The sequence below is a fragment of the Methylobacterium sp. 1030 genome (assembly GCF_040544715.1).
In the GTDB taxonomy this organism is placed as follows: Bacteria; Pseudomonadota; Alphaproteobacteria; order Rhizobiales; family Beijerinckiaceae; genus Methylobacterium.
Map to the genome: position 1 here is coordinate 1 of NZ_JBEPKM010000037.1, position 23952 is coordinate 23952.

Sequence of the window (23952 nt, forward strand, 5' to 3'; positions counted from 1 at the left end):
AGGCGGAGGCACGCTATTATGCCCAGGCCGAGGTCCAAGCCTTGGCCGCCTGAGCCAAACCAAACGGCCTCCGGAAAACCCGGGGCGATTCAAAGGGTGGGGTATGCTTCGTCATGGCTCCAGTCTCTCAAGAGTTGGAGCCTCCGAAAATCCCGGGGCGATTCACACCTTGAGGATGAAGGCCGTCTGGTTGGGCATGATCAACGCCGCGTCGGGCGAATGCGCATCGATGTTGGTCATCACGGGGTTCTGCAGTCTCAACCGCTCGGTATTCGCGGCAACATGTTCGCGGTAGTGCGCGATGACGGCCAGGGGCACGCCGTCGAATATCAGCGTCGTCAGAGCCTCAGCCGCGGCGTCCAGGCCAGCCAACAGGCCGCCCATACTCGAAGCGGGTCGAATCGGGCTGGAGCTGCTCGAGGCTCAAGCGTCAGACACCTGAGGCCGACGATCCTGGCGAGCACCCGCCGATGCAAAGTACGAGGCGCCGACGTCTACCCCCGCAGCCCAAAACGGTCGAAACCGATCAGGAGGCGAGTGTGAGTTCGCCTTCCCGCACGGCACGCTCGCCGCCTGCGGACCTGACTCGGTAAGTCGGCTCACCGGCCCGGTCATCCGGCATCAGACGAACAACCTCAAAAACGCCGTCGACGATGCTCTTGTTGCCCGCATAGCTGATCCCAAGCTGGCGGACGTGCTGTCCAATCTTGAACTTGTGAGACATTGAGCTTCTCCGTCGTTTAGTGCCGTGTCGACAAGTCCGGGCTACCGGCGTGCTCTTGCCTTGCGAGCTGCGAAGCGTGCATCGCGCGCGATCTTCTGCTGAGCAGCGAGTGCAGCTTGCCGTTCTGCTTTTTCGGCGGCCTAGCGGACGAGTTCCGCCGCGGCACGCTCCTTTGCGGCCAGGGCTTCAGCCTCGCGCTCAGCTTCCCCTGCCAAGCGGGCTATGTCCCGCTCGTTGATCCGCACCTCTCGTGCCTGAACGATGGCTTGCCGCGCGGCCTGCCGTGCGAGAACGGCCGGATCATCCAGTGCAGGGCGTGCCCGGAACCGGGCGAGTGTGGCCTGCCGTGCTTTGGCAATTGCCTCAAGACGATCAACAAGCTGGTCTGTTTTGAATTGTCCCACGAACATTCCTTGTGCGCACCACGGCTCAGCCGGGTAGCGAGAAACAGATGAAGCCGCTCCCGAGGGAACGGCTTCGAAGCTCGTCATAGCTAGACGAGTGAGGCTCAAGCGGCCTGAAGGCTGCCGGCGGACTGCTTACCCGTGCGGCGGTCGGATTCCATCTCGTAGGAGACCTTCTGGCCCTCGACGAGGTTGTTCATGCCGGCGCGCTCGACGGCGGAGATGTGGACGAACACGTCCTTGCCGCCGTCATCCGGCTGAATGAAGCCGAAGCCCTTGGTGTCGTTGAACCACTTAACGGTGCCGATGGTCATAGGTATTCCGTATCATTATAGGCAAACAAATAGGTCGAACGCATGGGTCACACGCGCTCGGTCGATAGTCGTCGAAAATGGGAGAGATGCAGAGCGCTCGCCCTGTTGAGGCGATACGGCCGAATGTCTGGCCAAAAGTCGATTTATGATCTGTACGCCATTCGCGGGATAATCACAACCGTAAATCCGATTTGCAAGAAATTGGTTGTCGTTGCCGGTATTCCAGGCCTTGCCGTTACGATTTCTTGGGCACAACCATAGATGATGGGGACTCCCATTTGAGGGTCTGACACCTGAACCATCGGAGTTGCAGATGCCTATCAGCAGGGTGCCGCACGGCGATTTTCGGGAAGGTTTCGCAGTCGGCTTCCAACTTATCCAGGGGACAGCTGTTGCCCCTCCGGCGGCGCCAGCTGAGCCCGATGCGGTCGCCGGTACGACGCGGTTCCTCCTCGGCATCCGAGCCGGAATCGAGGCGGCTGGTGGCAAGCTCTCATAGTCGCGCCCGCGCGCGCCATGAGCCGCCAGCCGAGCGCATCGTCAGCCGGCCAGTTCCTTTTAGAACCGAGCCACAGCCATCGGCCGCGTGACGGACTGAAGCCGTGCGCGGAGCAGCGGAAATCCGTCCGCTTTGCTAACGGCCCTTCCCCGACGCAGACTGGCATCTTTCGGCCATGTCCTGCCGGGGCCAACGGCCCTCAGAGCGTCTCAAATGGGTGGATTTCCGCCGGACCGCTTCCAAGCGGGAAGGCAGAGAAACGGACATCCCCCTTGGATGGCACCTAGCCTCGGTGCAGACAATATCGCACCCTTTTCTGTCTATATATACTCCATACAAAACAAAAAATGGATCCATCTTGAAAGTCTTTACATCTCGAGCATTGAATCTATGACGACTCAACGGTCGATGGCATATGAATTTTATGATTGTAATTATTCCATTATAACAATGAAACATCTGAGCAACAGAGTCAGAATTTGCCCTTTCGTAGACGCTTCCCGGATTGCTTAGCTAGGCAGGGCGCGCAAGTAACGAACGCGAGGAAAGTGTCAGAGACGAGCCCCCTCTTAATTTATATCTATCCTGAGTTGAGTTGAAATGCAGCGTCTAGAAATCCGTGCCACCAGACTTAAGACTGGGCGAGAACTCGGCGTTTGGCTTGCGCTTCTTGGCTCGATTAATGGCATGTCCGGCGCCATCGCACAGGAGGTGCAGCTCGATGAACTCTCGGTAGAAGCGCGAGGGCAGGGACGGAACGTTCCGCTCCCTTCGACCGCGATCGTTGGACTCCCGCCATCCGCATACCCCGGCGGCGTAGTCGGCTCAGGCTCGCGGCTCGGGCTACTCGGCAACCGCAACGTCTTCGATCAGCCCTTCAGCTCGACCAGCTACACGGACAAGCTCATCCGCGATCAGCAGGCTCGCAACGTTCAGGACGTGGTCAACAACGATCCGTCCATCCGCACCAATGTACCGGCCTTCTCCGGCATCCTCGGCTTCTTCATCCGCGGATTTCCGGTCTTCGCCCAGGACATTGCCTTCAACGGGCTGTTCGGCGTGGCCGATGCGTTCAACCCGGCGATCGAGCCGATCGAGCGCGTCGAGGTGCTGCGCGGGCCGTCCACGCTGCTCTCCGGCGTCCCGCCCTTCGGCAATATCGGCGGCATCATCAACCTGATCCCGAAGCGCGCCGGTGAGGAGCCGCTCAACCGCGTCACCCTCGGCTACAGCTCGGACGCCCAGGTCTACAAGGCCGTCGATGTGAGCCGCCGCTTCGGCGACGCGAAGGAGTGGGGCATCCGCTTCAACGGTGCCTTCAACAACGGCAACACCCCGATCGACAATCAGAGCGTACATTTCGGCCTCGCGGCCCTCGCCCTCGACTATCGCGGCGAGCGCCTGCGGGCGAGCCTCGATCTCGGATATCAGGAACTCGACTTCACTTCGCCGCTGCGCAACCGCAACGTGGCGGCAGGCGTACGCATCCCCCGCGCGCCGGACCTGACCCTGAACCAGCAGCAGCCGTGGGAGTATCGCGACAGCGCCAACCAGCAGCTCGCCACGCGGATCGAGTACGACCTCACGCCCGATCTCACCGTCTACGGTGCCTACGGCGCCTCGAACTTCCGGCAGGAGTACTTCGGCGGCGTCCTGACCATCTTCAACGCCCGCGGCGACTATCGCGACCCGGTCAGCTACCTGCCGTTCCACATCGTCAACCAGACGGCGGAGGCGGGACTGCGCGGCACCGTCGAGACTGGACCGATCAAGCACAGCTTCGGCCTAGCCGCGGTCGGGTTCTGGCAGGACCTCGCCCAGCCGCCGGCGCAGAATGCCGGCGCGCCGATCGTCTCGAACCTCTACGCTCCGGTCTATCTCCCCCCACGCTCGACCCTCGGCCTGTCGGATGCGACGCCGCGCACCTCGAGCCGGATCAACCGCAGCATCGCCATCGCCGACACTCTGTCGGTCTTGGACGACCGCGTGCTGCTCACCCTCGGCGGTCGCTGGCAGAGCCTCGACGTGAACTCGTACAACCCAGTCACGGGGTTCCGGACCGGTTCGAGCGAGAGCGGTGCATTCTCACCGGGGATCGGCCTCGTGGTGAAGCCGTGGGAGCGCCTCTCGCTCTACGCCAACTACATCGAGGGCCTGACATCCCCGGCTCCGCCCGTGAACGCCGTCAACGCCACCGCCGCCTTCCCGGCCTTCGTCTCCCGCCAGACTGAGGTCGGCGCCAAGTACGATTTCGGTGCCGTCGGGGTCGGCTTCGCCGCCTTTGAGATTGAGCAGCCGTCCGGCTTCCTCGATGCCCGGACCCTCGTTTTCTCGGTCGACGGGCGCCAGCGCAACAGCGGAGTCGAGCTCACCGTGTTCGGCGAACCGGCGCCGGGCATCCGCGTCCTGGGCGGCGTCAGCCTGCTCGACGGCGTGCAGGTGCGTGCCCAGGATCCTCGCAACATCGGTCGCGTCGCAGTGGGCGTGCCGGACGTGCAGCTCAACCTCTACGGCGAGTACGACCTGCCGCCGGGCTTCATCCCAGGCCTGACGGTCACCGGCCGGGTGATCTACACGTCGGCCCAGTACTACGACCTAGCCAACAGCCAGAAGATCCCGGATTGGGCGACTCTCGATGTCGGCCTACGCTACGCTACCACATTCCAGGACCGCCCGCTGACGCTTCGGGCGAACGTCGTCAACGCAACCGGCAACAACTACTGGGCGTCGACAGGTCGAGGCATCCTGAGCCAGGGCACGCCGCGGACGTTCCTGCTCTCGGCATCAATCGATTTTTGACGATGAGGTTGTCTTAACGGCGGCTTTCGGAAAACCCTGAAAACGACCTCAGCATCCGACATGGGTCGATAGGAGGATGGCCGCTCAGGGTGGTTTCCTGCCCGTCCTGTGTGGATGGCTCCCGCATTGCAAGTGGCGAATTGAGCTTCTGACGCGTTGGTCGGGTGCAGTCTTGTGTCCGGCCTGTCGATGCAGTCGTTCATGTTGACTGCTGGCCCTGATGGTATCCGTGAGCTGGGTCCCACTCTGCTTTGCGGGCTATGACGCCCTGGACAGCCGGCGGGGTGTCCCGGCTCCCGGTCTGACCGGTTCGCCATCAACTCTCATCGTCCTCGCAACCTGGAAACGTCTCCTTTGCGTGCTGTCAGGCAGCCCTGGCCGCCGGTGCGCGGTAGGTGCCGCCGCGGGTCATGATCGCCCAGGCGACCCGCGCCGTGCGATTGGCCGCCGCCACGGTCACCACGCGCACCGGCTTACGCTGCAGCAGCGCCGGCAGCCGCGGGTCGACCGAGGTCGGTGTCGTCTTCGCACGCCGGATCAGAGAGGTCATGCCGACTACGAGCAGCCGGCGCAAATAGCGGTCGCCCATGCGCGAGATCCGGCCCAGGCGCTCCTTGCCGCCACTGCAGTTCTGCAGCGGTGTCAGGCCCAACGAGGCCGCGAACTGCCGACCGGAGCGGAAGCGTTCGGGCTCGCTCACCGAGGCGGCCAACGCGGTTGCCGAGACGATGCCGACACCCGGGATCGTCGCAAGGCGCTGCGACAGGTCGCTTTCCCGGTACCAGGCCAGCAACTCCTTCTCCAGTCGGGTGAGTTGGATCTGCAAGGCACCGATCTGATCGGCCAACCCGGTCACCACGCGCTGGGCTAACGGCGGCACCTCGGCCGCGTCTCCGGCCGAGAGCCGGGCCGCCAGTTCGAGCGCGTGCCGCAGGCCCCGCGCCATCTCGATCCCAAACTCAGCGAGCAGGCCGCGGATCATGTTCACCAGCTGCGTGCGTTGCTTGACCAGCAGGTCGCGCGTCCGGTGCAGCGCCAGCGCCGCCTGCTGCTCGGTCGACTTCACCGGCACGAAGCGCATGCTCGGGCGCGTCACCGCCTCACAGATGGCTGCGGCATCGTTCGCATTGGTCTTACCGCGCTTCACGTACGGCTTCACGTAAGCCGGCGGCATCAGCCGCACGTCGTGGCCGAGCTTCATGAGTTCCCGGGCCCAGTGATGCGCCGTGCCGCACGCCTCCATGCCGACCAGGCAGCGCGGCAGCCTGGCGAAGAACGGCACGACCTGCGCCCGCCTCAAGGCCTTGCGCACGACGACGTGCCCAGCTGCATCGACGGCGTGAACCTGAAAGATGCTTTTGGCCAGATCGATGCCGACGGTGGTGATCTCCATGGGGATGGCTCCTGCATGAGCGTGGCTGCTGCTTCGACAGCGACCACATCTTGGCACCGAGATGCCGTCAGTCGGAGCGGGAGCCATCCACCCCATCTGCTTCCGGATAGCGGTCGCATCAAGCGGACCTAGCCGCGGGGACCGCTCACGACCCTTCTCGGAACCTCGGAAGGTCCGCTTTGCGGTCGGTTGGCGTATACTGACCTCGAAATTTGACGCGTGTCCTCGCAGTCCCTCGCATATGCGAAAACGTTGATAACATACCTACGATAGATGCTGGCGTTTGATCCTTGCAATCGCCATCGAAATCGATATTCGGATTGCTACATCTGGAAATTGAGCGCACGGTGCCAGAGGCTACGCAGCAGTGATCTTGATGCGGGCATGCCGTGCAACTCGGAGTGCTTCTGATGGATCGCCCCCGTGCAGATCGATGCCTCGAAGTTGCCCGTGAGTTGCGCGCGGCGGCCGAGGAGACGCGTCGGACGCTTCAAGCCTCACGCGATTTGGTGCGGCGCTCCCGCGAGCAAGCCGTCACCGGGCCGTCGGCAGCCGGCGACGACCCTGGTCCATCGAAACATTTGGTGACGTCTCTCATCGAGGCCTACGAGGCCGCGGACGACGATCCTGACCCTCAGACCCGTCTGCTCCTCGGCCGCGTGCTCCATCATGTCGGCCGTCGCGTCGCCGGCGTGATGGGGCCGCGGGCAGCCGGTATCGCTTTGCAATGATCGCCTTGGCGTAAGGATCAGCGGAGAAACCACGATGAACGGTGACGATCCGCAGGACGACGAGCGCGGTGCGCTGGTTCGCATCGCCCGTACGCTGGGCGTCCCGGTTGCGACCTTCCTGACGGCCGATCCTACTGATACTCCGGATATCGAAACGGTCGTTGAGGGCCCTGATCATCTCGCAGAATTCGTGGCCCTGCTGCGTCTGTTCGTGCGGCTGAAGAGCCCCGAGGCCCGGGCGCGCTGCCTCGCCTACGTCGTGCAGGAAGCCACGCACGACAGCTGATCCGTGCGTCCGTCCTCGACATCGGGCCAGAACGCGTGATGCTGGGACCTGTTGCACGGCGCGGCATTGATCCGAGGGCTAAGAACGCGGTGATAGACCAGGACCACTTTCCGATCGTCGGCATCGGCGCGTCCGCGGGCGGCATCGAGGCGATGCGGGGCTTTTTCCGCGGGGTGCCGGAGACGCTGAGAGCCGCCTTCGTCGTCGTCACGCATCTCGGCCGGGAGCACAAGAGCCTGCTCCCGGACGTGCTGGCCCGGTTCACGCCGCTCAAGGTCGAGGCCGCCGCCGACGGCGTCCTGGTCGCGCCGGGCACCGTCTACGTCATGCCGTCCGGTTTCGTCATGGGCATCGCGGGCGGGCGGCTGACATTGACGCCGCTCGGCCCGGCGAGCCGCGAGACCAAGCCGATCGACATCTTCCTGACCACCCTGGCCCTCGACCAGGGCGAGCGTGCGGTCGGTGTGATACTGTCCGGCGGCGACGGCGACGGCGCCATCGGCATCAAGGCGATCAAGGAGCACGGTGGCCTGACCCTGGCCCAGACCGCGGATAGCTACGGCCCCGAGACCGCCGACATGCCGCTCAGCTCGCTGCGGACCGGCTTCGTTGATTTCGGCGAGACGGCCGAACGGATGGGCGACCTGATCGCCGCGCACGTCGCCGCCGCGCCGAACGCACCGGATGCGCAGGCCGACGGGGTCGCGCGGGAGTTCGAGGCCGAGCTCCTCACCGAGATCTTCGCCATCCTCCGCCGGCAGGTCGGCCACGACTTCTCGGGCTACAAACCAAGTACCTTCGGGCGCCGCCTGCAGCGGCGCATCGCCGTCGTCGGCGCGTCCGGACTGGACGGCTATCTCAAGCTGCTGCGGGCTGACCCGGCCGAGGTTGGGGTGCTCTTCCGGGACTTGCTGATCGGTGTGACAAACTTCTTCCGCGATACCGCTGCCTTCGAGGCCCTGACCGCCCAGGTCATCCCAAAGCTGTTCGACGCACGCGCGGCGACCGATGTCATACGGATTTGGGTGCCGGCCTGCTCAACCGGTGAGGAGGTCTACTCTCTGGCCATCCTCCTGCGCGAGCACATGGTCACCCTGGCGGTTCCGCCGCGCGTGCAGGTCTTCGCCACTGACATCGACGAGCGCGCGCTCACGGTCGCCCGGACTGGCCGCTACCCGATGGCCTACCTGTCCGCCGTCTCGCCTGAGCGGATCGGGCAGCACTTCGTCGTCGAGGGCGACAGCGCGGTGGTCGAGAAGGCCGTGCGCGACCTTTGCACCTTCGCCCCTCACAATGTGCTGCGCGATCCGCCGTTCTCGCGCCTCGATCTCGTGTCCTGCCGCAACCTGATGATCTACCTCGGCGTCGAGGCCCAGCAACAGCTGATGCCGGTTCTGCACTACGCCCTGCGCCCGCGCGGCTATTTGTTCATCGGCATGGCCGAGAACGTGACGCGGTTCGAGGACCTGTTCGAGACGATCGACAAGCAGCACCGCATCTTCCAGGCTCGCGACGCGATCCCGCCGGCCCGGTTGCGGCCGATGTCCGGGACGGACACGCCGATCTTTGCAAGTGCGGGCCAGCCGCAGCGGCGCAACGCGACGACGCACGCCGCCCTGCGGCACGCGGTCGAGACGCAGATGCTGTCCGAATTCACGCCGCCCCACGCGGTCGTGACGCGGACGGGCGAGGCCGTGCACTACTCATCGCGGATCGGCGATCACCTGGAGGTCGTGCCCGGCCAGCCGACCCGGGAGCTGGCTGCGATGGCGCGTAAAGGCCTACGGCTGGATCTCCGGACAGCCTTGCGCGAGGCGATCGAGGGCAACACCCAGGTCGTGCGCGAAGGCATCGGCGTCGAACTGCCGGACGGCGGTTTCCAGTCGATCTCCCTTGTGGTCAAGCCGCTGAACACGCCCGGCGCGGTCGAACCGCTGTTCCTGGTCGTTTTCAACGAGGCGGCCGCGCCGGTCGAGAGGGAGCGGCAGCAGGCCCTGAAAGCGAATGAGCGGGACACGGCGCTCCAGGGCCTGGAGCGCGAATTGAGCGTGACGCGCGAACGGCTCCAGGCCGTGATCGAGGAGTATGAGACGTCCCTTGAGGAGCTAAAATCTTCGAACGAGGAACTTTACTCCGTCAACGAAGAGATGCAGGCCGCCAACGAGGAGCTTGAGGCTTCGAAGGAGGAGACACAGTCTCTGAATGAGGAGCTTCAGACAATGAATTCCGAGCTTGCGTCCAAGATCGAGGCCGTCGATCAGTTGACCGACGATCAGGCCACGCTGTTCGAGGGCATGAACATCGCGAGCGTGCTCCTGACACCGGATCTCCACATCCGCATGTTCACCAACGCAGCGGCGCAGATCTTCGGCTTGCAGCCGAGCGACGTCGGCCGGTCCTTGCGTAACTTTTCGGCGCCGATCCCCCTGGCATGGCTGGTGGACGAGATCCCGACGGTGCTGGCGGCGAACCGGCCCTCCGAGTGGACGATCGAGGGGGCGGACGGCGCCCGCTACCGGGTCCGGTTGATGGCCTCGTCCCGCAAGGGCGGCCGGAGGCCCGGGATCGTCGCCAACTTCACGAACCTGCTGGGGCAGGAATGACCGACGGATCTGCCCACCTCGCGTGGGATGTGGGCGGCCAGCACGCGCTGGTGCGATCGGAGATGCTCGACAGCGTCAGCGCGGCGGGGGAGCGGCACGGTTTGGCAGAGCCCGGCCGCGTTTGGTCTCAGGGGGCAGATCGTAACGCCGGCCTGGGCCGAACGTGACACGTCAGCTTTCAGGCAGCACAAAGGTTCGAAGTTCTGTTCTCCAAGGGCGCGACTGATCGACCAAGATTTCCGCTGTACGCCCTGAACCTTGACGATCCAGATCGAATAGAGCACGCTAGCATTAAGAGGGCACCTTCATCGCGAACGGTAGATGCCTAAATACTACTTCCACCTCCGTGGTCCCGACGGTCTGGACAACGACGACGAAGGCTTGGATTTCGCCAGCGTTGAGGCGGCATATCTTGAGGCTATCAAGGCCGTGCCGGGAATGGGCTCCGATCTGGCCTCCACTTCGAAGAACCCAATCCGGTATGGCTTCGAGATCGCCGATGCGCGTGGCACCGTTCTGATGGCGGTGCCTTTCGCTGAGGTACTCGATCGCGGGCAAAAGCGCACAAAACAACCGGCCAAGCTACAGCTCCACAAATGTCGAGCGGAGATGAGGCGCACGGCAGGACTGATTGTAGAGCTTCGCGAAGCGCACGCGAAGTTGAATGTGACGCTGACAGAGACCCAGCGTCTCCTCGATATCGCGAAGCGAACTGGTCGCTAGTGGTAAGGGCAAGAAGAGGCCTCACCCATTGGAAGCGGAATGGCCGCTCTCGGGAGAGGGGCTAAGGTCTGCAGCCCACCCCGAGCCGAACTTGCGGAGCGGCCGACGAACGACCGCTTTGGAGAAACGCAAATGGCGTTCCCGATGGCTGAGTTGGGTCGATAGGAGGCCGTCCGGTTTTGCGGCGGCCCCTCTCAGAAGCGGACCGGCAGCTTTCGGCCAGCTTCTGTCTCGCCAGTAGGCTCGTCGGGATAACTGGGGTGGGTGGATTTCTGCCTGTCCGCTTATGGTCGGCAATGCATGGAAGCGGACCTTGTCCACGCGCGCTTTTAATCAGCTCGGGAGCAGTCCCGCCTCCTGATAACTCCGGACCAAAGTGTCGAACAGATTTAGGTCCCCGCGGCTTCGAGCAATGATCTGAGCTCCGGCTACAGCAGCATAGATCGCGCGAGCTCTCGTCTCGCTGTCCTTCGGCTTCGCGAGCTTTGCAGCAACTAACTGCTCGCGTAGCCAAGCGGTGTTCACGTCAGCGAAGGTCTGAACCTCCTTCAAGACCCCATCAGGCAACACGTCATATTCTGTCGCCATGAAGCTGCTGAGGCACATGCGATTGTTGCGCTCCAGAGAGAGGCGAAAAATGCCAGGGTATTGCCGCAGCGCTTCTATCGGGCTCTGGGCATTCGTCGAAATAGCTTCAAGATCGCGTGCAATATCTTCCCAGTAGCGCCGTGCAACCGCCTCGCCGAGGATAGCCTTGTTTGCGAAGTAGTAGTTGATGCTTGCAGCCTTGATGCCGACCGCTTCCGCAAGGTCGCGAAAATTGATGCCGCCGTAGCCATAAGCCATCGCCGCTTCCCTTGCGGCCACGAGGATCGCCTCTCGCACATCCCTCTTCAACGTCGCTGCCATTTCCAACCTCCATCTGTCATATGGCAGACAGGGGTTGACAGCGCAAGATTGGGGTCATAGCTTTCTACCTGTCATCTGACAGACAGGCAATTTCTCAGGAAAGCGAGAGGACGATGTCCGACAAGCTCAAGCTCTACACCTCACCCTCGGCCTTCCCGAACCCGCAGCGACTGCGGATCTTCATGCACGAGAAGGGCATCGCCGACCGCTTCGACGCGACGATCTACGACATGTCACCGGTGGGCGAGCAGCGGGGCTGGAAGCACCTGAAGATGAACGCCTGGGGCGAGACGCCGACCCTCGCGCTCGCGGATGGCTCCTATCTCAGCGAGACCTCCGCAATCGCTCGCTACCTCGACGACACGTTCGAAGGCCGCAAGATCATGGGCGGGACTGCGCACGAGCGCGGCCTTGATCAGATGTGGGACAACCGGGTGTGGGTGCACATCCTCTATCCCATCGTCACCGCCTTCCATGTCCTGCACCAGGGTCTGGGCCCGAAGCTCGAACTGACCAGCAACCCCGCCTGGGGCGAGCATTCCCGCAAGGTGGCATTGACGCATGCTGGTCTCGTCGACCGGCATCTCGCCGACGGCCGCGAGTGGTTGCTGGGAGGCGATCAGCCGACGTTCTCGGACATCACGCTGGCGACGGCCATTGCGTTCTCCAAGTTCCCGGTGAACGCCACTCCGCTCGATGAGCGCTTCGAGCATCTCGATGCTTTCTGGCAGCGCTGGCAGACCCGGCCGACCTTCCTGGCCGCCTATGCCGACCGGAGCAGCGGTGTGCCGGAGATCGACAATCGTACCTGAGCGTCCGGCGGTCGGTCCCGGCTGCGGGCCGACCGCAATCCTGCCCGAGGAGGTCATCATGCCTTTTGCACGTATCGATCTGATCCAGGGGAAAAGCCCCGAGTACCGCACTGCTTTGGCGGACATCGTCTATCGAGGCATCGTCGACGTCCTCAAAGCACCCGATGGCGACCGCTTTGTGGTGGTTGGCGAGCACACAGCTGACAACCTCATCTATGATCCGCAATTTCTTGGCTTCAATCGGTCCCCAGACTTCATCTTAATCCAGGTAACTAGCACCGTCGGCAAAAAGAAGGATACTAAGTTTGCTTTCTATCGTTTCGTCGCCGACGAGCTGAAACTGAAGCTGAGCGTCAGACCAGACGACATCATGATCAACATGGTCTTTGTCGACAAGGAGGAATGGTCGTTCGGTGATGGTCAGCCGTGGTAACGACTTCCAATATCACCTCGGTCCTCAACTGCAGGGCCGCCGGTTGATGACCGCTTTTGGGAAGCGCCGACGGTCATCGTAACAACTGGCATGGGTCGACCGCGGAAAGTCCCTTTGCGAGGGATCGGTCAACCTCCGCATCCCGCCCTCAGCGACATCTCCGCAGCCGCCGCTCCGAGGATTTTGAAAGCGGCCACCTCGAGGCCCACTCAGCGAGGCTAGCGCGCGTGAGGGATCGTCACGGCTAGGCAGTTTGGGTTAAAGCAGCATCCGGTTGGGCGTCCGACAGAAGGCGCCTGGGAGTTTGTAGGGAGCCAACTTGGCCGACGACGCCACGCTGCGCCGACTGCTCGCTGGTATCGCCCGGGGCGAGGCAAATCGGCTGGCCGAACTCTACGATCTCACGAGCCCGAAACTTTACGGCCTGATCCTGCGTATCCAGCGTGACCGTGGCTTGGCCGAGGACGTGCTTCAGGACGTCTACATGCGCATCTGGCAGGCCGCGGGCAGCTACAAGCCCGAGGCCGGCCCGCCGCTACCGTGGCTCTGCACCGTCGCCCGCAATCGCGCCATCGACAGCGTACGGCGGAAGGTCGAGCATCAGGGCCCGGAATTGGATACCGGCGAGGATTGGGTGGCGCGGCTGATCGATCCGCACGATGGGGCGGCAGATTTCATGGACCGGAACGCCCTCCTGGCCTGCCTCGGCCGTCTCGACCCCAAGCACCGGGACTGCGTCGTGCTGGCCTATTGCGAAGGGCAATCTCGGGAGGAGTTGGCGCGGCACTTCGACCGGCCGGTCAACACCATCAAGACTTGGCTGCACCGGTCACTCGCAGGCCTCAAGTCCTGCCTGGAGGCTGTCTCGTGACCGGCAGCGGCCAGCCCGGCATGGACCCGACGTCCGAGCATGACATGCGCGCGGCCGAGTACGCCCTCGGGACACTCGACGCGCGGGAGCGGGCGGCGCTGGAGCGCGAGGCGAGCCAAGACCCCGGCACAGCCAGCCGCATCCGCGAGTGGGAGCGGCGCCTGGCGCCGCTGATGGAGGCCGTGCCACCCGTGGCGTCGCCGCCGCGGGTCCGCGAAGCGCTGCTGCGCGCGCTGCCAGACGCGACCGACGTAGCGCGAGGTGAACTTCGCCGCCTGTGGCGGCAGGTGAGGCGCTGGCGGATCGCCGCGGCAGGGTCAGGCCTGCTCGCCGCGGGCCTCGCGCTGTTCGTGGCAGTCGGCCCGTCACGAACCCCGGCGGGAGGGCGCTATCTGGCTGTCGTGCAGGGAGGCGGGGCGCTGCCGGCGCTGATCGTGCGTGTCGACACGCAGACCGGCCTCGCAGAAGTCAGGCCCGTCGGTGCCGACGCGCCCGCCGGGCGGAGTCTGGAATTGTGGTACGTCGGCGCAGGAGGGGCAAAGCCACTCGGCCTCGTCGGAACGGCGCCGAGTCAGGTGAGGCTCCCGCAGGACACCGCACCGGACGGGGTAATCGCGGTCTCGGTCGAGCCGCCCGGAGGCTCACCGAGCGGCCAACCCACGGGTCCGGTGATCTACACCGGCAAGCTCATCGCCGAATGACCGGGCGCGGCGGGCACGCCTGCCGGCGCTCGCGTGATCTGAAAGGCCACGCGCTGTCGAAGCCCGCAGCCCTCACGGGCCGCGGGCACTGCGCGTTACGGCATCAGCACGGCGTTGATGACGTGGATGACGCCGTTCGACTGCATGACGTTCGGGATGGTCACCGTGGCGGTGTTGCCCTTCTGGTCGGTGACGAGAACCTTCTTGCCCTGCACCTCGACGGCGAGTGGTTCGCCCTCGACGGTGGTCAGCACGCCCTGTCCACCACCCTTCTTGGCCAGCGCCATCAGGTCCTTGGCGGTGTAGACACCCGGGACCACGTGATAGGTCAGGATCTTCGTCAGCGTCGCCTTGTTCTGCGGCTGCACGAGGCTTTCCACCGTGCCCGGCGGCAGCTTGGCGAAGGCGGCGTTGGTCGGGGCGAACACCGTGAACGGGCCCAGGCCGTTCAGCGTATCGACGAGGCCCGCGGCCTTCACGGCAGCGACGAGGGTGGTGTGATCCTTCGAATTGACCGCGTTCTCGACGATGGTCTTCTGGGCGTACATCGGCGCCCCGCCGACCATCGGGTTCTTGGCGTAGGCCGCGCCGCTGGCTCCGAGGCTGAGCGCGAGGGTCAGGGCGAGCGCCTGGGCCGTGCGGCGGCCGGTGTTCTGAGTGAGCATCGTCTTTCCTTCAGTCCGAACCCCGATGAACGGGGCAGTGTGGGCCCATACGAGGCCATCGGAGAGAAAGTTTCGCGGGATGAAGGCAAACGGCTGGGAGGCGATCGCCTCTGCTCCCATTCCGTCTGGACGAACCTGACATCGCCACAGACGGCGATTTTCAGCATCTGTCTTTGGTTCAAGGATCACGGTCCGAATGTCATCCCGAGCCGAAGTTGCCGGAAGGCTGACGAACGGCCGCTTTGGAGAAGCGCCGACGGCGGTCCGGGCGGCCGGGTAGGGTGGTTTTCCGTCGGTCTGCTATTGATCGGCAGCAGGGGAGAGCGGACATCGCGCCGCGCCTGCTTCCTACTGTCAACCGAAGACCAAGGGGCAGTCGGCCGCGACCTCGGCGGTTATTGCCTTCAGCCTCCAACGACCGGGGCACATCTTGAGAGGCTGAATGTCAGGCAAGCCGACCCGGGGGCGCCCGCTGCCTGATCACTGTGTCCGCGAGGTAGGGACCGGTGCCACCGCGAGCGCCTGCGCGACGTGGCGGAGCTTGTCGGGATTGCGGGTAATGTAGATCGCGGTGATTTGGCCGTCCTCGATGGCGAGCGCAGTTGTTTGGAGAACGTCGCCGCGTTCGCGGCTGATATAGCCGGGCAAGCCGTCGATCCAGACGGGTTCGAGTATCTGCGCCCAGCCTTGCCCCCATTTGCGCCGCACACCCTCGAACATGCGCAGGAGGCGGTCCAATCCAGTGATGGGGTTGATGAAGGCCAAAACCTTGCCGCCGCCATCGGAGCGCAGCACCGCATTCTCGGCGAGAAGTGTACGCAGCGCTGCGGTGTCGCCGCTGGTGGATGCCGCGAAGAAGGCCTGTGCAATCCGCTCGCCCTCTTCGCGCTCTACGGGGAAGCGCGGACGCGCAGCCTCCACGTTCCGCCGTGCCCGGACGGCGAGTTGGCGCACGGCCGCCGCCTCCCGGTCAAGCGTGTCTGCCACCTCGCCGAGCGGCACGCCGAAGACGTCGTGGAGGAGAAATGCCGCCCGCTCGAGCGGCGACAGACGCTCCAGCGCCATCATCAGCGTCAGCGTTAGGTCATCTTTGTCCAGCCCATCCTCCTGGTTCTCGACGAGTGGATCGGGCAGCCAAGCGCCGACGTAGGTCTCCCGGCGGGCGCGGGCCGACTTCATCTCGTCGAGGCAGAGGCGCGTAACGATGCGCGCGAGGAACGGATAGGGAGCAGAGACCTTCGTCTGGTCCACCGCCACCCAGCGCAGCCAGGCATTCTGCACGACATCCTCCGCTTCGCTGCGCGAGCCAAGCATGCGGTAGGCGATGCGCAACAGCCGCGCGCGATGGACCTCGAAGGTCGCCGTGGCAATTTCGGCCTGCGACATGGCCCGTTCCTCGTAAACGAAGCCGGTTGAGCGAATGTGGATGACCATCGGCTATCCTCGCCGCCTTGAACAGCTGAGTTCCCGCGCCGCCGCTGTTAGGGTCGGTCCGGCGTCGTCAACACCCGGTCAGCCGTGTCCACGACGAAGACGGCGAGGAGCTTGGAGGGCTCGATGTCGCTGGCATTAGCGCTGACACCGTGGTGATCACCGGGCATTTCGACAAAGCTCTCCCCGACGCGGAAGACTTTCTCCGGGCCGTCGTTGATCCGGCTGCGCACCTCGCCCTCGATCACAGTTGCCGTGATGAAGGCAGATGCGGCGTGGGTGTGGGACGGTGAGGACCCGCCCGGACCGTACTCGACGAGGACGCCGCGCAGGCTCTTGCCGGGAACTGAAGGTAGTGGATGGTCAAAGATCGTCGTGACCCGGGCCTCGCCCCTCGCAACATCGGCCGCAATCGCGGGAACGACGGAGACGGCAACGAGGGCGCCCAGCAGAAATGCTCTGAACATGGAAGGGCCTTTCTTCGTGGATGAGGAGAAGCGCAGCGGTTCAGGCAGCAGCGAGCCAACTCTCGAACCGCGTCGGCCCGAGCCGTGCCGCTTCCGCATGCTCGGGAACAAGCGAACCCTTATCGAGCGCAGCGCCGAAGTAGCGCGCCGCCCTGTCGGCTAGCACCTCCCGACGGTCGCCGGTGGATGCGACCGAGTGGGCGACGAAGTCGCGGAACGGCAGGCGGTCCGGCCCGGCGATCTCGATCGTCGCGTTGCACGGGGGAGCAAGCGCGACTTCGGCGAGCGCTGCGGCTACATCGGCGGCGGCGATCGGCTGGAAGTCGGCATCGGGAACAACGATGCGGTCGCCTGCGACGGAAGCCTGGGCAATCGTCGCGACGAACTCGAAGAATTGCGTGGCCCGGACGACGGTGTAGGGAAGGTCAGAAGCTGCGATCAGTCGCTCCTGCGCGACCTTCGCGAGAAAGTATCCGTTCCCCTCCAGGCGGTCCGTGCCGACGATGGATAGGGCGACGTGATGTTTCACACCCGCTTCGCGCTCCGCGGCGAGGAGGTTGCGGCCAGAGCGCTCGAAGAAGTCGAGCACCGCCGCGTCCTCAAAGGACGGAGAGTTCGACACGTCAACGACGACGTCGGCTCCGGCAAGAACTTTGGCCAAGCCTTCGCCCGTCAGCGCATTCACCCCGCTGCTCGGCGAAGCCGCAATGGCCTCATGTCCTTGTCGCGACAGTTCGGCCGTCAGATGCCTGCCGATGAGGCCGCTTCCGCCAATCACCACGATCTTCATGGTTCCTGTCTCCTTGTTCGAGAACGGACGGGGCGGCTCCTTGCCGCATTCAGGCGTCCGTCGAACAAATGACGAGGCGGGTCCGTCCCAATGTGACATGCCCCGGAAAAAATCAGCGACGTGAGACGTGGAACTGCCGCCGGAGATCGATTGACATCCGCGGGAATGGGACGGCGCTGGCGCCGCCCCTGACGGAGCGCAGAACCGACTAAATTTGTGCCTGGACCGGGAGGCGGAAGGGTGCGCCGAGGCGGTTGAACGCGTTCATCGCCGCGATGGTGATCGTGAGGTCCACGAGATCCTTGGACGCGAATGCTGTGCTTGCCGCCGCATAGGCCTCATCGGAAGCGTGCGTATCGCCGACCAGCGTGACTTCCTCCGCCCACGCGAGCGCGGCGCGGTATTGGTCAGGAAACAGGTGAGGTACCTCGGCCCAGACCGGAACCAGAGCGACCTTCTCGAACGGCATCGTCTTAAGAAGATCCCGGGTGTGCAAGTCGATGCAGTGCGCGCAGCCATTAATCTGCGACACTCGCAGAAAGACGAGATGGATCAGCTCATTGGGTAGATCGGTGTCAGTGGTGATGTAGTGATGAATGCCATAGAGCGCTTTGGCCCCCTTCGGGGCCACCTCGTTCCAGACCAATCGCTTAATCTCGCTCATGTCTCGTCCTTGTGCTCGGAGCGCCGGCGATCGACGTTCGAAGCTATGACGAACCGATCTGCACGGTTGTGACATGCGATGCCGCCTTCTCTCACAAAGCGGATCATCTTCCAGCCGAGAGCATCTACGTCCGCTTCCAAGCGGGCCGAGCAGGTAGATTGACGACCTACATGGGTCGGGTGCGGAAGGGCTGCTCGGGGTGGATTTCCGCCGGTCCGCTTTCGGGCAGAAAGACACCGAGGCGGACGCAGCCTTCCCGGAGGCGGTAGGGCGAAAGTGTGCGCTTTGAGCTCAGGTCTCGATGAGGCATCGCCGGTCGGTAGCCCTTGCATGTTCGTGCAACTAGGGCACAGCCGAGCGTAAGCCGTACGAGGAAGCCAACGTGGCCGATGAACTTGACAGGTCGCGCGACGCGCCACTGGATCGGGCCCTGGCCATCCTGACCTTCGTGGCCGAGCAGCGGAAGGCACTGTCGGCGGCCGAGATCGCCTCGGCCCTCGCCCTGCCGCTTCCCACCGCGCATCGACTTATCGGCAACCTTGAGGACCGCGGTCTAATCCAGAAGGCCCTCGGCACGAAGCGCTATGTCGTCGGGAGCACGCTGGTCACCCTCTCGGCCAAGACCATCGGGGCAGCCTTCCGCACCGTGCGGCGGCACGCGGTCCTGAGCGCGGTGGCCGACCGGATCGGCGAGCAGTGCGAGATCGGCATCGTCCGCGACAACGCGGTGGCATACGTCGACAGCGTGCAGACGAAGCAACAGCAGGGCCTGCAGTTCAATCCCGGATCAGCCGCACCGCTCCACTGCACCTCGACGGGCAAGATCTACATGAGCCGGCTGCCTACCAAGGTCCGGCAACGACTCGCCCACTCCCTTCCGCTCGCGCAGTACACTCCGACGACCATCGCGGACCCGAAGACGCTTCTCGCTCAGCTCGACGTGATCCGGCGCAGGGGCTGGGCGAAAACCAACGAGGAATACGTACTCGGCGTCGTCGGCTGCGCCGTGCCCATCGTCTCGCCGAAGGGGGACCTGATCGCTTGCCTGGGCGTGTCGGTGCCCTCCGCCCGCGTCGGCTTCGAGGACCTCGACGCGTTCATCGAGCCCCTGCAGGAAGCGGCCGCCCTCCTGTCCAGCACCATCCTGCAAGACAACGAAGATTTCGATAATTCTCAATTTTCGGAATGAAAAATACCGCTGGATGATGATCCGGCTCGACGCGTAGCGGATGTAGTGTATTTTCTTGTCATGCCACTGACATGCCCGGCTTTTGGGCACGGATTGGCAGATAAATTAGCACTGCCGCCATTCAAAGCTTGAGATGGGTCGAAGGCTCGCCGGGACTTCCGGCGCAACGCCTCGTCGCGTCTGCGCTACCGGAGGGTATCATGACCCAGCACTACGACGTCGCCGCCGTTCGTCAGGCGTTTCCGGCCGCCGAGCACGTGGTCTATCTCGACAGCGGCTTCCAGACCCCGCTCTCCCGCCCCGTGAAGGAGGCGTACGAGCGCTTCCTGCGCGAAGGGTTCGAGACCGCCGGCCCCAAGCAAGTCTGGCTCAGCCGCCTCGAAGAGACCCGCGCCAAGGTCGCGACGCTGCTCGGCGCGCAGCCCCACGAGATCGCATTCACCAAGAACACCTCGGAGAGCATGAACATCGCCGCCAACGCGCTGCCGCTGAAGGCCGGCGACAAGGTGCTGATGATCCACGGCGACCATCCGAACAACGCCTACGCCTTCCTCAACCTGAAGAAGAAGGGCGTCGAGGTCGTGTTCATCCCGATGACCCAGGTGGTGAACGCCGACAGCTTCCGCTCGCACATCGACGACAGGACGCGGGCGATCTCCATGTCGCACGTCACCTTCCACGCCGGCCATCGGTTCGATGTCGAGAGCGTCGGCGAGCTTTGCGAGCGGCACGGCCTCTACTTCGTCGTCGATGTGATGCAGGGCATCGGCGTGACGCCCATCGACGCCAAGACGATGAAGGCGACCTTCATCGGCTCGGGCACCCACAAGGGCCTGCTGGTGCCCCAGGGGTTGGGCCTGCTCTACTGGGACTCCTCCAAGATCGAGATGGAGCCGGCCTACCTCGCCGCGGCCAGCCTCGCCGAGCCGCCGACCGACTTCATCGCCCGCGAGGACAACATGGCCCTGCCGGCGACGGCGGGCCGGTTCGAGCTCGGCAACTACAACCTCCCGGCCATCCAGGGCCTGGGTGCCGCCATCGACCTCATCAACACGGTCGGCATCGAGAACATCGAGGGCCACTGCTTCGACCTCGGCGACTACCTCATCGAGCGCCTCGACGAACTCGATGTCGGCCTGGTCGGCCCGCGCGACCGCCAGCACCGCGCGCCGCATATCTACGTCATCGCCCTGCCGGCGGCAGAGTGGCTCGACTACTTCACGCAGAACGGCATCCGCGTCTCGCCCGAGCGCGACGGCATCCGGGTGTCGCTCGGGATGTTCAACACCACGGCGGACATCGATCGGCTGATCGAGGCGGTCCGCGCCCGCAACGTGCCCTCGACGCAGGCGCGCACGGCTGTGCTGTCCAAGCTCGGATAGGCCGACGGGCCTCTCCAATCCTGATCGTTTCCGGCAGCCGAGACGCAATAAAAACAAGCGCCACGCTCGATTGCCGCTCCACTCGGTGGCGCGGAGGACGACGTCATGCAGGTGAGCAGCAAACCTCACGCCTCGAACAGGCTGACCACATACATCATGGTCAGCTTGTTCCTCGGAATATCGACCGGTTACCTGTGCAACACTTTCGCGACGCCGGCCGAGGCCAAGGCAATTGCCGGGTACTTTACCATCGTGTCGGACGTCTTCCTGCGCATGATCAAGATGATCATCGCACCGCTGGTGTTCGCCACCATCGTCTCCGGCATCTCCAGCCTCGGCGCGAGTGGCGGCGCCGTTGGCCGGGTAGCCTTCAAGGCGCTGGGCTGGTTCATCACCGCCTCCGTGGTGTCCCTGTCCATCGGCCTCCTGCTCGCCAACCTCCTGCATCCCGGTCACGGCCTGAACCTGCCGCTCCCTGAAGCCAGCGCCACCATGAACCTGCAGACCGGTGCCCTGAACCTCAAGGATTTCGTGGCGCACGTCGTGCCCGTCAGCATCGTCCAGGCGATGGCGACCAACGAGGTGCTTCAGATCCTCGTCTTCTCCGTCTTCTTCGGCTTCGCCCTGAGCTCCGTGAAGACCTCGCTCGCCCCGACCGTCGCCAAGTCGATCGACGAGATCGTCCCGATCATGCTCAAGTTCACCGACTACGTGATGCGCTTCGCGCCGGTCGGCGTGTTCGCCGCGATGGCGGCCGTCATCACCACGCAGGGCGTCGGCGTGCTGGTGACCTACGGGAAGTTCGTCAGCGCCTTCTACTTCGGCCTCGCGGTTCTCTGGGTCGTCATCATCGCGGCCGGAACCGTGGTGCTCGGCGGGGCGATCAAGACCCTGCTGCGCCTGCTGCGGCAACCGATGATGATCGCCTTCTCCACGTCGAGCAGCGAGGCCGCCTTCCCGAAGATGGTCGAGCAGTTGATGAAGTTCGGCGTCTCGGAGCGCATCACCGGCTTCGTGCTGCCGCTGGGCTACTCGTTCAATCTAGACGGCTCGATGATGTACCAGACCTTCGCGGCCCTGTTCGTCGCGCAGGCCTTCGGCATCGAGATGGACCTCTCGACGCAGATCACCATGCTGCTGGTCCTGATGGTGACCAGCAAGGGCATCGCCGGCGTGCCCCGGGCCTCCCTAGTCGTGGTGGCGGCGACGATCCCCTCGTTCAACCTCCCCACCGCCGGTCTCGTCCTGCTGGTCGGCATCGACGCCTTCCTCGACATGGGCCGCACCATGACGAACGTCATCGGCAACGGTGTCGCGACCGCCGTCGTCGCCAAGTGGGAGAACGAGCTCGGCGCCCCGGTCGAGGACGATGCCGAGTTCCTGTCCCCGGTCGGCGTCGTGACGCCGACCGGCGCGGCTCAAAGTGCTTCAGCCTAGCCGACCAAACCCGTCCCGCGGCGCGCGCCGTGTGGTCAGGCCCCCCGAGACCCGACCGAGGTCCGTATCTATCCAGAGGAGATGATCGATGTTTCAGGGCAAGAACTTCGTACGGCTGTCTTGCGCGCTCGCACTCGGCCTCGCCGCCACGGCGGCATCGGCCGAGAGCCCGATGCTGGCCAAGATCAAGCGAACCGGCAGCGTGACGCTCGGCTACCGGGAGTCCTCGATCCCGTTCTCCTATCTCGACAACGGCCAGAAGCCCGTAGGCTTCTCCCTCGACCTGTGCGCGCAGGTCGTCGACAGGATCAAAACCGACCTCAAGCTCGACAAGCTCGCAGTCAAGCTTCAGCCGGTCGACTCGTCCAACCGCATCCCGCTCATCCAGAACGGGACCATCGACATGGAATGCGGGGCGACGTCGAGCAGCCCCGCCCGGCTGAAGCAGGTCTCCTTCACGGTCGCGATCTTCGTCTCGTCGGCGCGGTGGCTGACCAAGGTCTCCTCCGGCATCCACGACGTGAAGGGGCTCGACGGCAAGACCGTGGTCGTCACGCAGGGCTCGAACGCCACCGGCTTCGCGTTCGGCATCAAGGCCAAGGGCGGCACGTTCAACATCATCCAGGGCAAGGACCATGCAGAGTCCATGCTGACGCTCCAGAGCGGGCGCGCCGCCGCCTTCATGGAGGACGACATTCTACTCGCCAGCCTGAAGGCTCGCGCGCCCGATCCCGCCGCGTACGCCTTCCTGCCCGAGACGTACACGCTGGTGCCCTACGGGCTGATGCTGCCAAAGGACGACCCCGAGTTCAAGGCGCTCGCCGACGACGTCCTCAAGGGCATGATGGCGTCGGGTGCCTTCACCAAGCTCTACGCCAAGTGGTTCGAAAGCCCGATCCCGCCCCACAACGAGAACCTGAACTTCCCGATGTCCGACGCTCTGAAGGAGCGCGTCGCGCACCCGAGCGACTCGGTCGATTTCTGACCGGCGGCAGACGACGATGGGTTCGACGCGGCGATTGCGGGCCGAGCATTTCCGACAGGGGGCCACCCACATGTCCAAGACACAGACTGACGTGAGCCAGGACGGAAGTGCTCCGGTCGCGGAAGTCCCGATGGAGCGAAATCCGCCCACCGAGCTCGCGGTCGCCACCGTCCGCACCGTGGATCTCGACACCGCCAAGACGCGCTCCGAGCACGACCTGCTCGGTGACGGCGATGTCCCGGCCGACGCCCTCTGGGGCATCCACACCAAGCGCGCGGTGACGAACTTCCCGATCACCGGCGTCCCGGTCGGTCACTTTCCGGAGTTCGTCCGGGGCCTCGCGCTGGTCAAGCAAGCGGCGGCCCGAGCCAACAAGCGCCTCGGGTATCTCGATGCGACGAAGGCCGACGCCATCGATCGCGCCTGCATCAAGGTCGCGACCGAGGCCCGCTACGCCGAATCCTTCGTCGTCGACGCCATCCAGGGCGGGGCCGGCACCTCGACGAACATGAACGCCAACGAGGTCATCGCCAACGTCGCCCTCGGTCTGATGGGCAGGAAGCCCGGCGACTACGCCGCGCTTCACCCCAACGACGACGTCAACATGGCGCAGTCGACCAACGACGCCTACCCGACTGCTCTGCGTGAATCGCCCCGGGTTTTCCGGAGGCCGTTTGGTTTGGCTCAGGCGGCCAAGGCTTGGACCTCGGCCTGGGCATAATAGCGTGCCTCCGCCTCGG

The 23952-nt window shown here is 64.4% G+C and carries 23 protein-coding genes and 2 pseudogenes; 14 read left to right on the forward strand and 11 right to left on the reverse strand.

What is annotated here, in order from left to right; genetic code table 11:
- Positions 1–162: 162 nt before the first annotated feature.
- The 4 genes and pseudogenes from ABIC30_RS30430 to ABIC30_RS30445 all read right to left on the reverse strand — a co-directional run bounded on the left by ABIC30_RS30430 (position 163) and on the right by ABIC30_RS30445 (position 1442).
- Positions 163–384, reverse strand: coding sequence for a hypothetical protein (locus ABIC30_RS30430; RefSeq protein ID WP_020096553.1), 222 nt, complete (start codon positions 382–384; stop codon positions 163–165).
- A gap of 142 nt (positions 385–526) precedes the next feature.
- Positions 527–724: a hypothetical protein gene (locus ABIC30_RS30435; protein WP_020096552.1), complete on the reverse strand. Its 198-nt coding sequence runs from the start codon at positions 722–724 to the stop codon at positions 527–529.
- A gap of 41 nt (positions 725–765) precedes the next feature.
- Positions 766–1128: pseudogene (locus ABIC30_RS30440) on the reverse strand (DUF6481 family protein).
- Between the two features lie 104 nt (positions 1129–1232).
- Entirely contained in the window at positions 1233–1442 is a 210-nt protein-coding gene (locus ABIC30_RS30445) for a cold-shock protein (protein ID WP_020096551.1), read from the reverse strand.
- A 1186-nt stretch (positions 1443–2628) separates the two neighbouring features.
- Between ABIC30_RS30445 and ABIC30_RS30450 the strand changes: the two genes are divergently transcribed.
- Positions 2629–4740 (forward strand): TonB-dependent receptor, encoded by a 2112-nt coding sequence (locus ABIC30_RS30450; RefSeq protein ID WP_020096550.1) that lies wholly within the window; start codon positions 2629–2631, stop codon positions 4738–4740.
- A gap of 364 nt (positions 4741–5104) precedes the next feature.
- On the opposite strand, the gene ABIC30_RS30455 is transcribed toward ABIC30_RS30450, so the two are convergent.
- Positions 5105–6133: an IS110 family RNA-guided transposase gene (locus ABIC30_RS30455; RefSeq protein WP_354456708.1), complete on the reverse strand. Its 1029-nt coding sequence runs from the start codon at positions 6131–6133 to the stop codon at positions 5105–5107.
- 410 nt (positions 6134–6543) lie between these two features.
- On the opposite strand from ABIC30_RS30455, the gene ABIC30_RS30460 reads away from it, so the two are divergent.
- The 4 genes from ABIC30_RS30460 (at position 6544) to ABIC30_RS30475 (ending at position 10476) form a co-directional block, all read left to right on the forward strand.
- Positions 6544–6864, forward strand: coding sequence for a hypothetical protein (locus ABIC30_RS30460; protein ID WP_128083415.1), 321 nt, complete (start codon positions 6544–6546; stop codon positions 6862–6864).
- Positions 6865–6898: 34 nt separating this feature from the next.
- Positions 6899–7150: a hypothetical protein gene (locus tag ABIC30_RS30465; protein WP_020096575.1), complete on the forward strand. Its 252-nt coding sequence runs from the start codon at positions 6899–6901 to the stop codon at positions 7148–7150.
- A 38-nt stretch (positions 7151–7188) separates the two neighbouring features.
- Positions 7189–9753: a CheR family methyltransferase gene (locus ABIC30_RS30470; RefSeq protein WP_234083215.1), complete on the forward strand. Its 2565-nt coding sequence runs from the start codon at positions 7189–7191 to the stop codon at positions 9751–9753.
- 321 nt (positions 9754–10074) lie between these two features.
- Complete coding sequence (locus ABIC30_RS30475) at positions 10075–10476, forward strand: DUF6894 family protein (protein ID WP_234083218.1); 402 nt, start codon at positions 10075–10077, stop codon at positions 10474–10476.
- 333 nt (positions 10477–10809) lie between these two features.
- Here the strand turns inward: ABIC30_RS30475 and ABIC30_RS30480 are convergent, their stop codons facing one another.
- Positions 10810–11385 carry a TetR/AcrR family transcriptional regulator gene (locus tag ABIC30_RS30480; protein WP_354456709.1) on the reverse strand — a complete coding sequence of 192 codons (576 nt, stop codon included), beginning with the start codon at positions 11383–11385 and terminating at the stop codon, positions 10810–10812.
- A gap of 113 nt (positions 11386–11498) precedes the next feature.
- On the opposite strand from ABIC30_RS30480, the gene ABIC30_RS30485 reads away from it, so the two are divergent.
- The 4 genes from ABIC30_RS30485 to ABIC30_RS30500 all read left to right on the forward strand — a co-directional run bounded on the left by ABIC30_RS30485 (position 11499) and on the right by ABIC30_RS30500 (position 14202).
- Positions 11499–12197 carry a glutathione S-transferase family protein gene (locus ABIC30_RS30485; protein ID WP_020096568.1) on the forward strand — a complete coding sequence of 233 codons (699 nt, stop codon included), beginning with the start codon at positions 11499–11501 and terminating at the stop codon, positions 12195–12197.
- 58 nt (positions 12198–12255) lie between these two features.
- The gene (locus tag ABIC30_RS30490) at positions 12256–12630 is read left to right on the forward strand and encodes a tautomerase family protein (RefSeq protein ID WP_020096569.1); all 375 of its coding nucleotides are present in this window, start codon (positions 12256–12258) and stop codon (positions 12628–12630) included.
- A 319-nt stretch (positions 12631–12949) separates the two neighbouring features.
- Positions 12950–13501, forward strand: a complete 552-nt coding sequence (locus ABIC30_RS30495) for an RNA polymerase sigma factor (protein WP_020096570.1) — start codon at positions 12950–12952, stop codon at positions 13499–13501.
- A complete protein-coding gene (locus ABIC30_RS30500) occupies positions 13498–14202 on the forward strand; it encodes an anti-sigma factor (RefSeq protein ID WP_020096571.1) in 705 nt (234 codons plus the stop codon). Before ABIC30_RS30495 ends, ABIC30_RS30500 begins: the two co-directional genes overlap by 4 nt.
- 95 nt (positions 14203–14297) lie before the next feature.
- Here ABIC30_RS30500 and ABIC30_RS30505 read toward each other — a convergent pair whose 3' ends face one another.
- From ABIC30_RS30505 to ABIC30_RS30525, 5 genes are all read right to left on the reverse strand, one after another.
- Entirely contained in the window at positions 14298–14867 is a 570-nt protein-coding gene (locus ABIC30_RS30505) for a fasciclin domain-containing protein (protein WP_020096572.1), read from the reverse strand.
- A gap of 480 nt (positions 14868–15347) precedes the next feature.
- Positions 15348–16253, reverse strand: coding sequence for a sigma-70 family RNA polymerase sigma factor (locus tag ABIC30_RS30510; protein WP_042675012.1), 906 nt, complete (start codon positions 16251–16253; stop codon positions 15348–15350).
- Between the two features lie 95 nt (positions 16254–16348).
- Positions 16349–16765: a cupin domain-containing protein gene (locus ABIC30_RS30515; protein WP_020095491.1), complete on the reverse strand. Its 417-nt coding sequence runs from the start codon at positions 16763–16765 to the stop codon at positions 16349–16351.
- A 40-nt stretch (positions 16766–16805) separates the two neighbouring features.
- Positions 16806–17555: an SDR family oxidoreductase gene (locus ABIC30_RS30520; RefSeq protein ID WP_020095490.1), complete on the reverse strand. Its 750-nt coding sequence runs from the start codon at positions 17553–17555 to the stop codon at positions 16806–16808.
- 208 nt (positions 17556–17763) lie between these two features.
- Positions 17764–18219 (reverse strand): carboxymuconolactone decarboxylase family protein, encoded by a 456-nt coding sequence (locus ABIC30_RS30525; RefSeq protein WP_020095489.1) that lies wholly within the window; start codon positions 18217–18219, stop codon positions 17764–17766.
- A 382-nt stretch (positions 18220–18601) separates the two neighbouring features.
- Between ABIC30_RS30525 and ABIC30_RS30530 the strand changes: the two genes are divergently transcribed.
- The 5 genes and pseudogenes from ABIC30_RS30530 to ABIC30_RS30550 all read left to right on the forward strand — a co-directional run.
- Complete coding sequence (locus ABIC30_RS30530) at positions 18602–19408, forward strand: IclR family transcriptional regulator (protein WP_042675017.1); 807 nt, start codon at positions 18602–18604, stop codon at positions 19406–19408.
- A 200-nt stretch (positions 19409–19608) separates the two neighbouring features.
- Entirely contained in the window at positions 19609–20790 is a 1182-nt protein-coding gene (locus tag ABIC30_RS30535) for an aminotransferase class V-fold PLP-dependent enzyme (RefSeq protein WP_083916306.1), read from the forward strand.
- Between the two features lie 105 nt (positions 20791–20895).
- Entirely contained in the window at positions 20896–22227 is a 1332-nt protein-coding gene (locus ABIC30_RS30540) for a dicarboxylate/amino acid:cation symporter (RefSeq protein ID WP_234083228.1), read from the forward strand.
- A gap of 88 nt (positions 22228–22315) precedes the next feature.
- Positions 22316–23212, forward strand: a complete 897-nt coding sequence (locus tag ABIC30_RS30545) for an amino acid ABC transporter substrate-binding protein (RefSeq protein WP_103986526.1) — start codon at positions 22316–22318, stop codon at positions 23210–23212.
- Positions 23213–23342: 130 nt separating this feature from the next.
- Positions 23343–23858, forward strand: a pseudogene (locus tag ABIC30_RS30550) (lyase family protein); the annotation flags it as partial.
- Positions 23859–23952 lie beyond the last annotated feature (94 nt).

Bases quoted from the DNA above. Each gene is read 5' to 3' on its own strand.
- ABIC30_RS30505 (WP_020096572.1), bottom strand. From the start codon at position 14,867: ATGCTCACTCAGAACACCGGCCGCCGCACGGCCCAGGCGCTCGCCCTG.
- ABIC30_RS30510 (WP_042675012.1), bottom strand. From the start codon at position 16,253: ATGTCGCAGGCCGAAATTGCCACGGCGACCTTCGAGGTCCATCGCGCG.
- ABIC30_RS30470 (WP_234083215.1), top strand. From the start codon at position 7,189: ATGCTGGGACCTGTTGCACGGCGCGGCATTGATCCGAGGGCTAAGAAC.
- ABIC30_RS30520 (WP_020095490.1), bottom strand. From the start codon at position 17,555: ATGAAGATCGTGGTGATTGGCGGAAGCGGCCTCATCGGCAGGCATCTG.
- ABIC30_RS30540 (WP_234083228.1), top strand. From the start codon at position 20,896: ATGCAGGTGAGCAGCAAACCTCACGCCTCGAACAGGCTGACCACATAC.
- ABIC30_RS30480 (WP_354456709.1), bottom strand. From the start codon at position 11,385: ATGGCAGCGACGTTGAAGAGGGATGTGCGAGAGGCGATCCTCGTGGCC.
- ABIC30_RS30535 (WP_083916306.1), top strand. From the start codon at position 19,609: ATGACCCAGCACTACGACGTCGCCGCCGTTCGTCAGGCGTTTCCGGCC.
- ABIC30_RS30445 (WP_020096551.1), bottom strand. From the start codon at position 1,442: ATGACCATCGGCACCGTTAAGTGGTTCAACGACACCAAGGGCTTCGGC.
- ABIC30_RS30545 (WP_103986526.1), top strand. From the start codon at position 22,316: ATGTTTCAGGGCAAGAACTTCGTACGGCTGTCTTGCGCGCTCGCACTC.
- ABIC30_RS30435 (WP_020096552.1), bottom strand. From the start codon at position 724: ATGTCTCACAAGTTCAAGATTGGACAGCACGTCCGCCAGCTTGGGATC.
- ABIC30_RS30455 (WP_354456708.1), bottom strand. From the start codon at position 6,133: ATGGAGATCACCACCGTCGGCATCGATCTGGCCAAAAGCATCTTTCAG.
- ABIC30_RS30450 (WP_020096550.1), top strand. From the start codon at position 2,629: ATGTCCGGCGCCATCGCACAGGAGGTGCAGCTCGATGAACTCTCGGTA.
- ABIC30_RS30430 (WP_020096553.1), bottom strand. From the start codon at position 384: ATGGGCGGCCTGTTGGCTGGCCTGGACGCCGCGGCTGAGGCTCTGACG.
- ABIC30_RS30525 (WP_020095489.1), bottom strand. From the start codon at position 18,219: ATGAGCGAGATTAAGCGATTGGTCTGGAACGAGGTGGCCCCGAAGGGG.
- ABIC30_RS30515 (WP_020095491.1), bottom strand. From the start codon at position 16,765: ATGTTCAGAGCATTTCTGCTGGGCGCCCTCGTTGCCGTCTCCGTCGTT.
- ABIC30_RS30490 (WP_020096569.1), top strand. From the start codon at position 12,256: ATGCCTTTTGCACGTATCGATCTGATCCAGGGGAAAAGCCCCGAGTAC.
- ABIC30_RS30475 (WP_234083218.1), top strand. From the start codon at position 10,075: ATGCCTAAATACTACTTCCACCTCCGTGGTCCCGACGGTCTGGACAAC.
- ABIC30_RS30465 (WP_020096575.1), top strand. From the start codon at position 6,899: ATGAACGGTGACGATCCGCAGGACGACGAGCGCGGTGCGCTGGTTCGC.
- ABIC30_RS30485 (WP_020096568.1), top strand. From the start codon at position 11,499: ATGTCCGACAAGCTCAAGCTCTACACCTCACCCTCGGCCTTCCCGAAC.
- ABIC30_RS30460 (WP_128083415.1), top strand. From the start codon at position 6,544: ATGGATCGCCCCCGTGCAGATCGATGCCTCGAAGTTGCCCGTGAGTTG.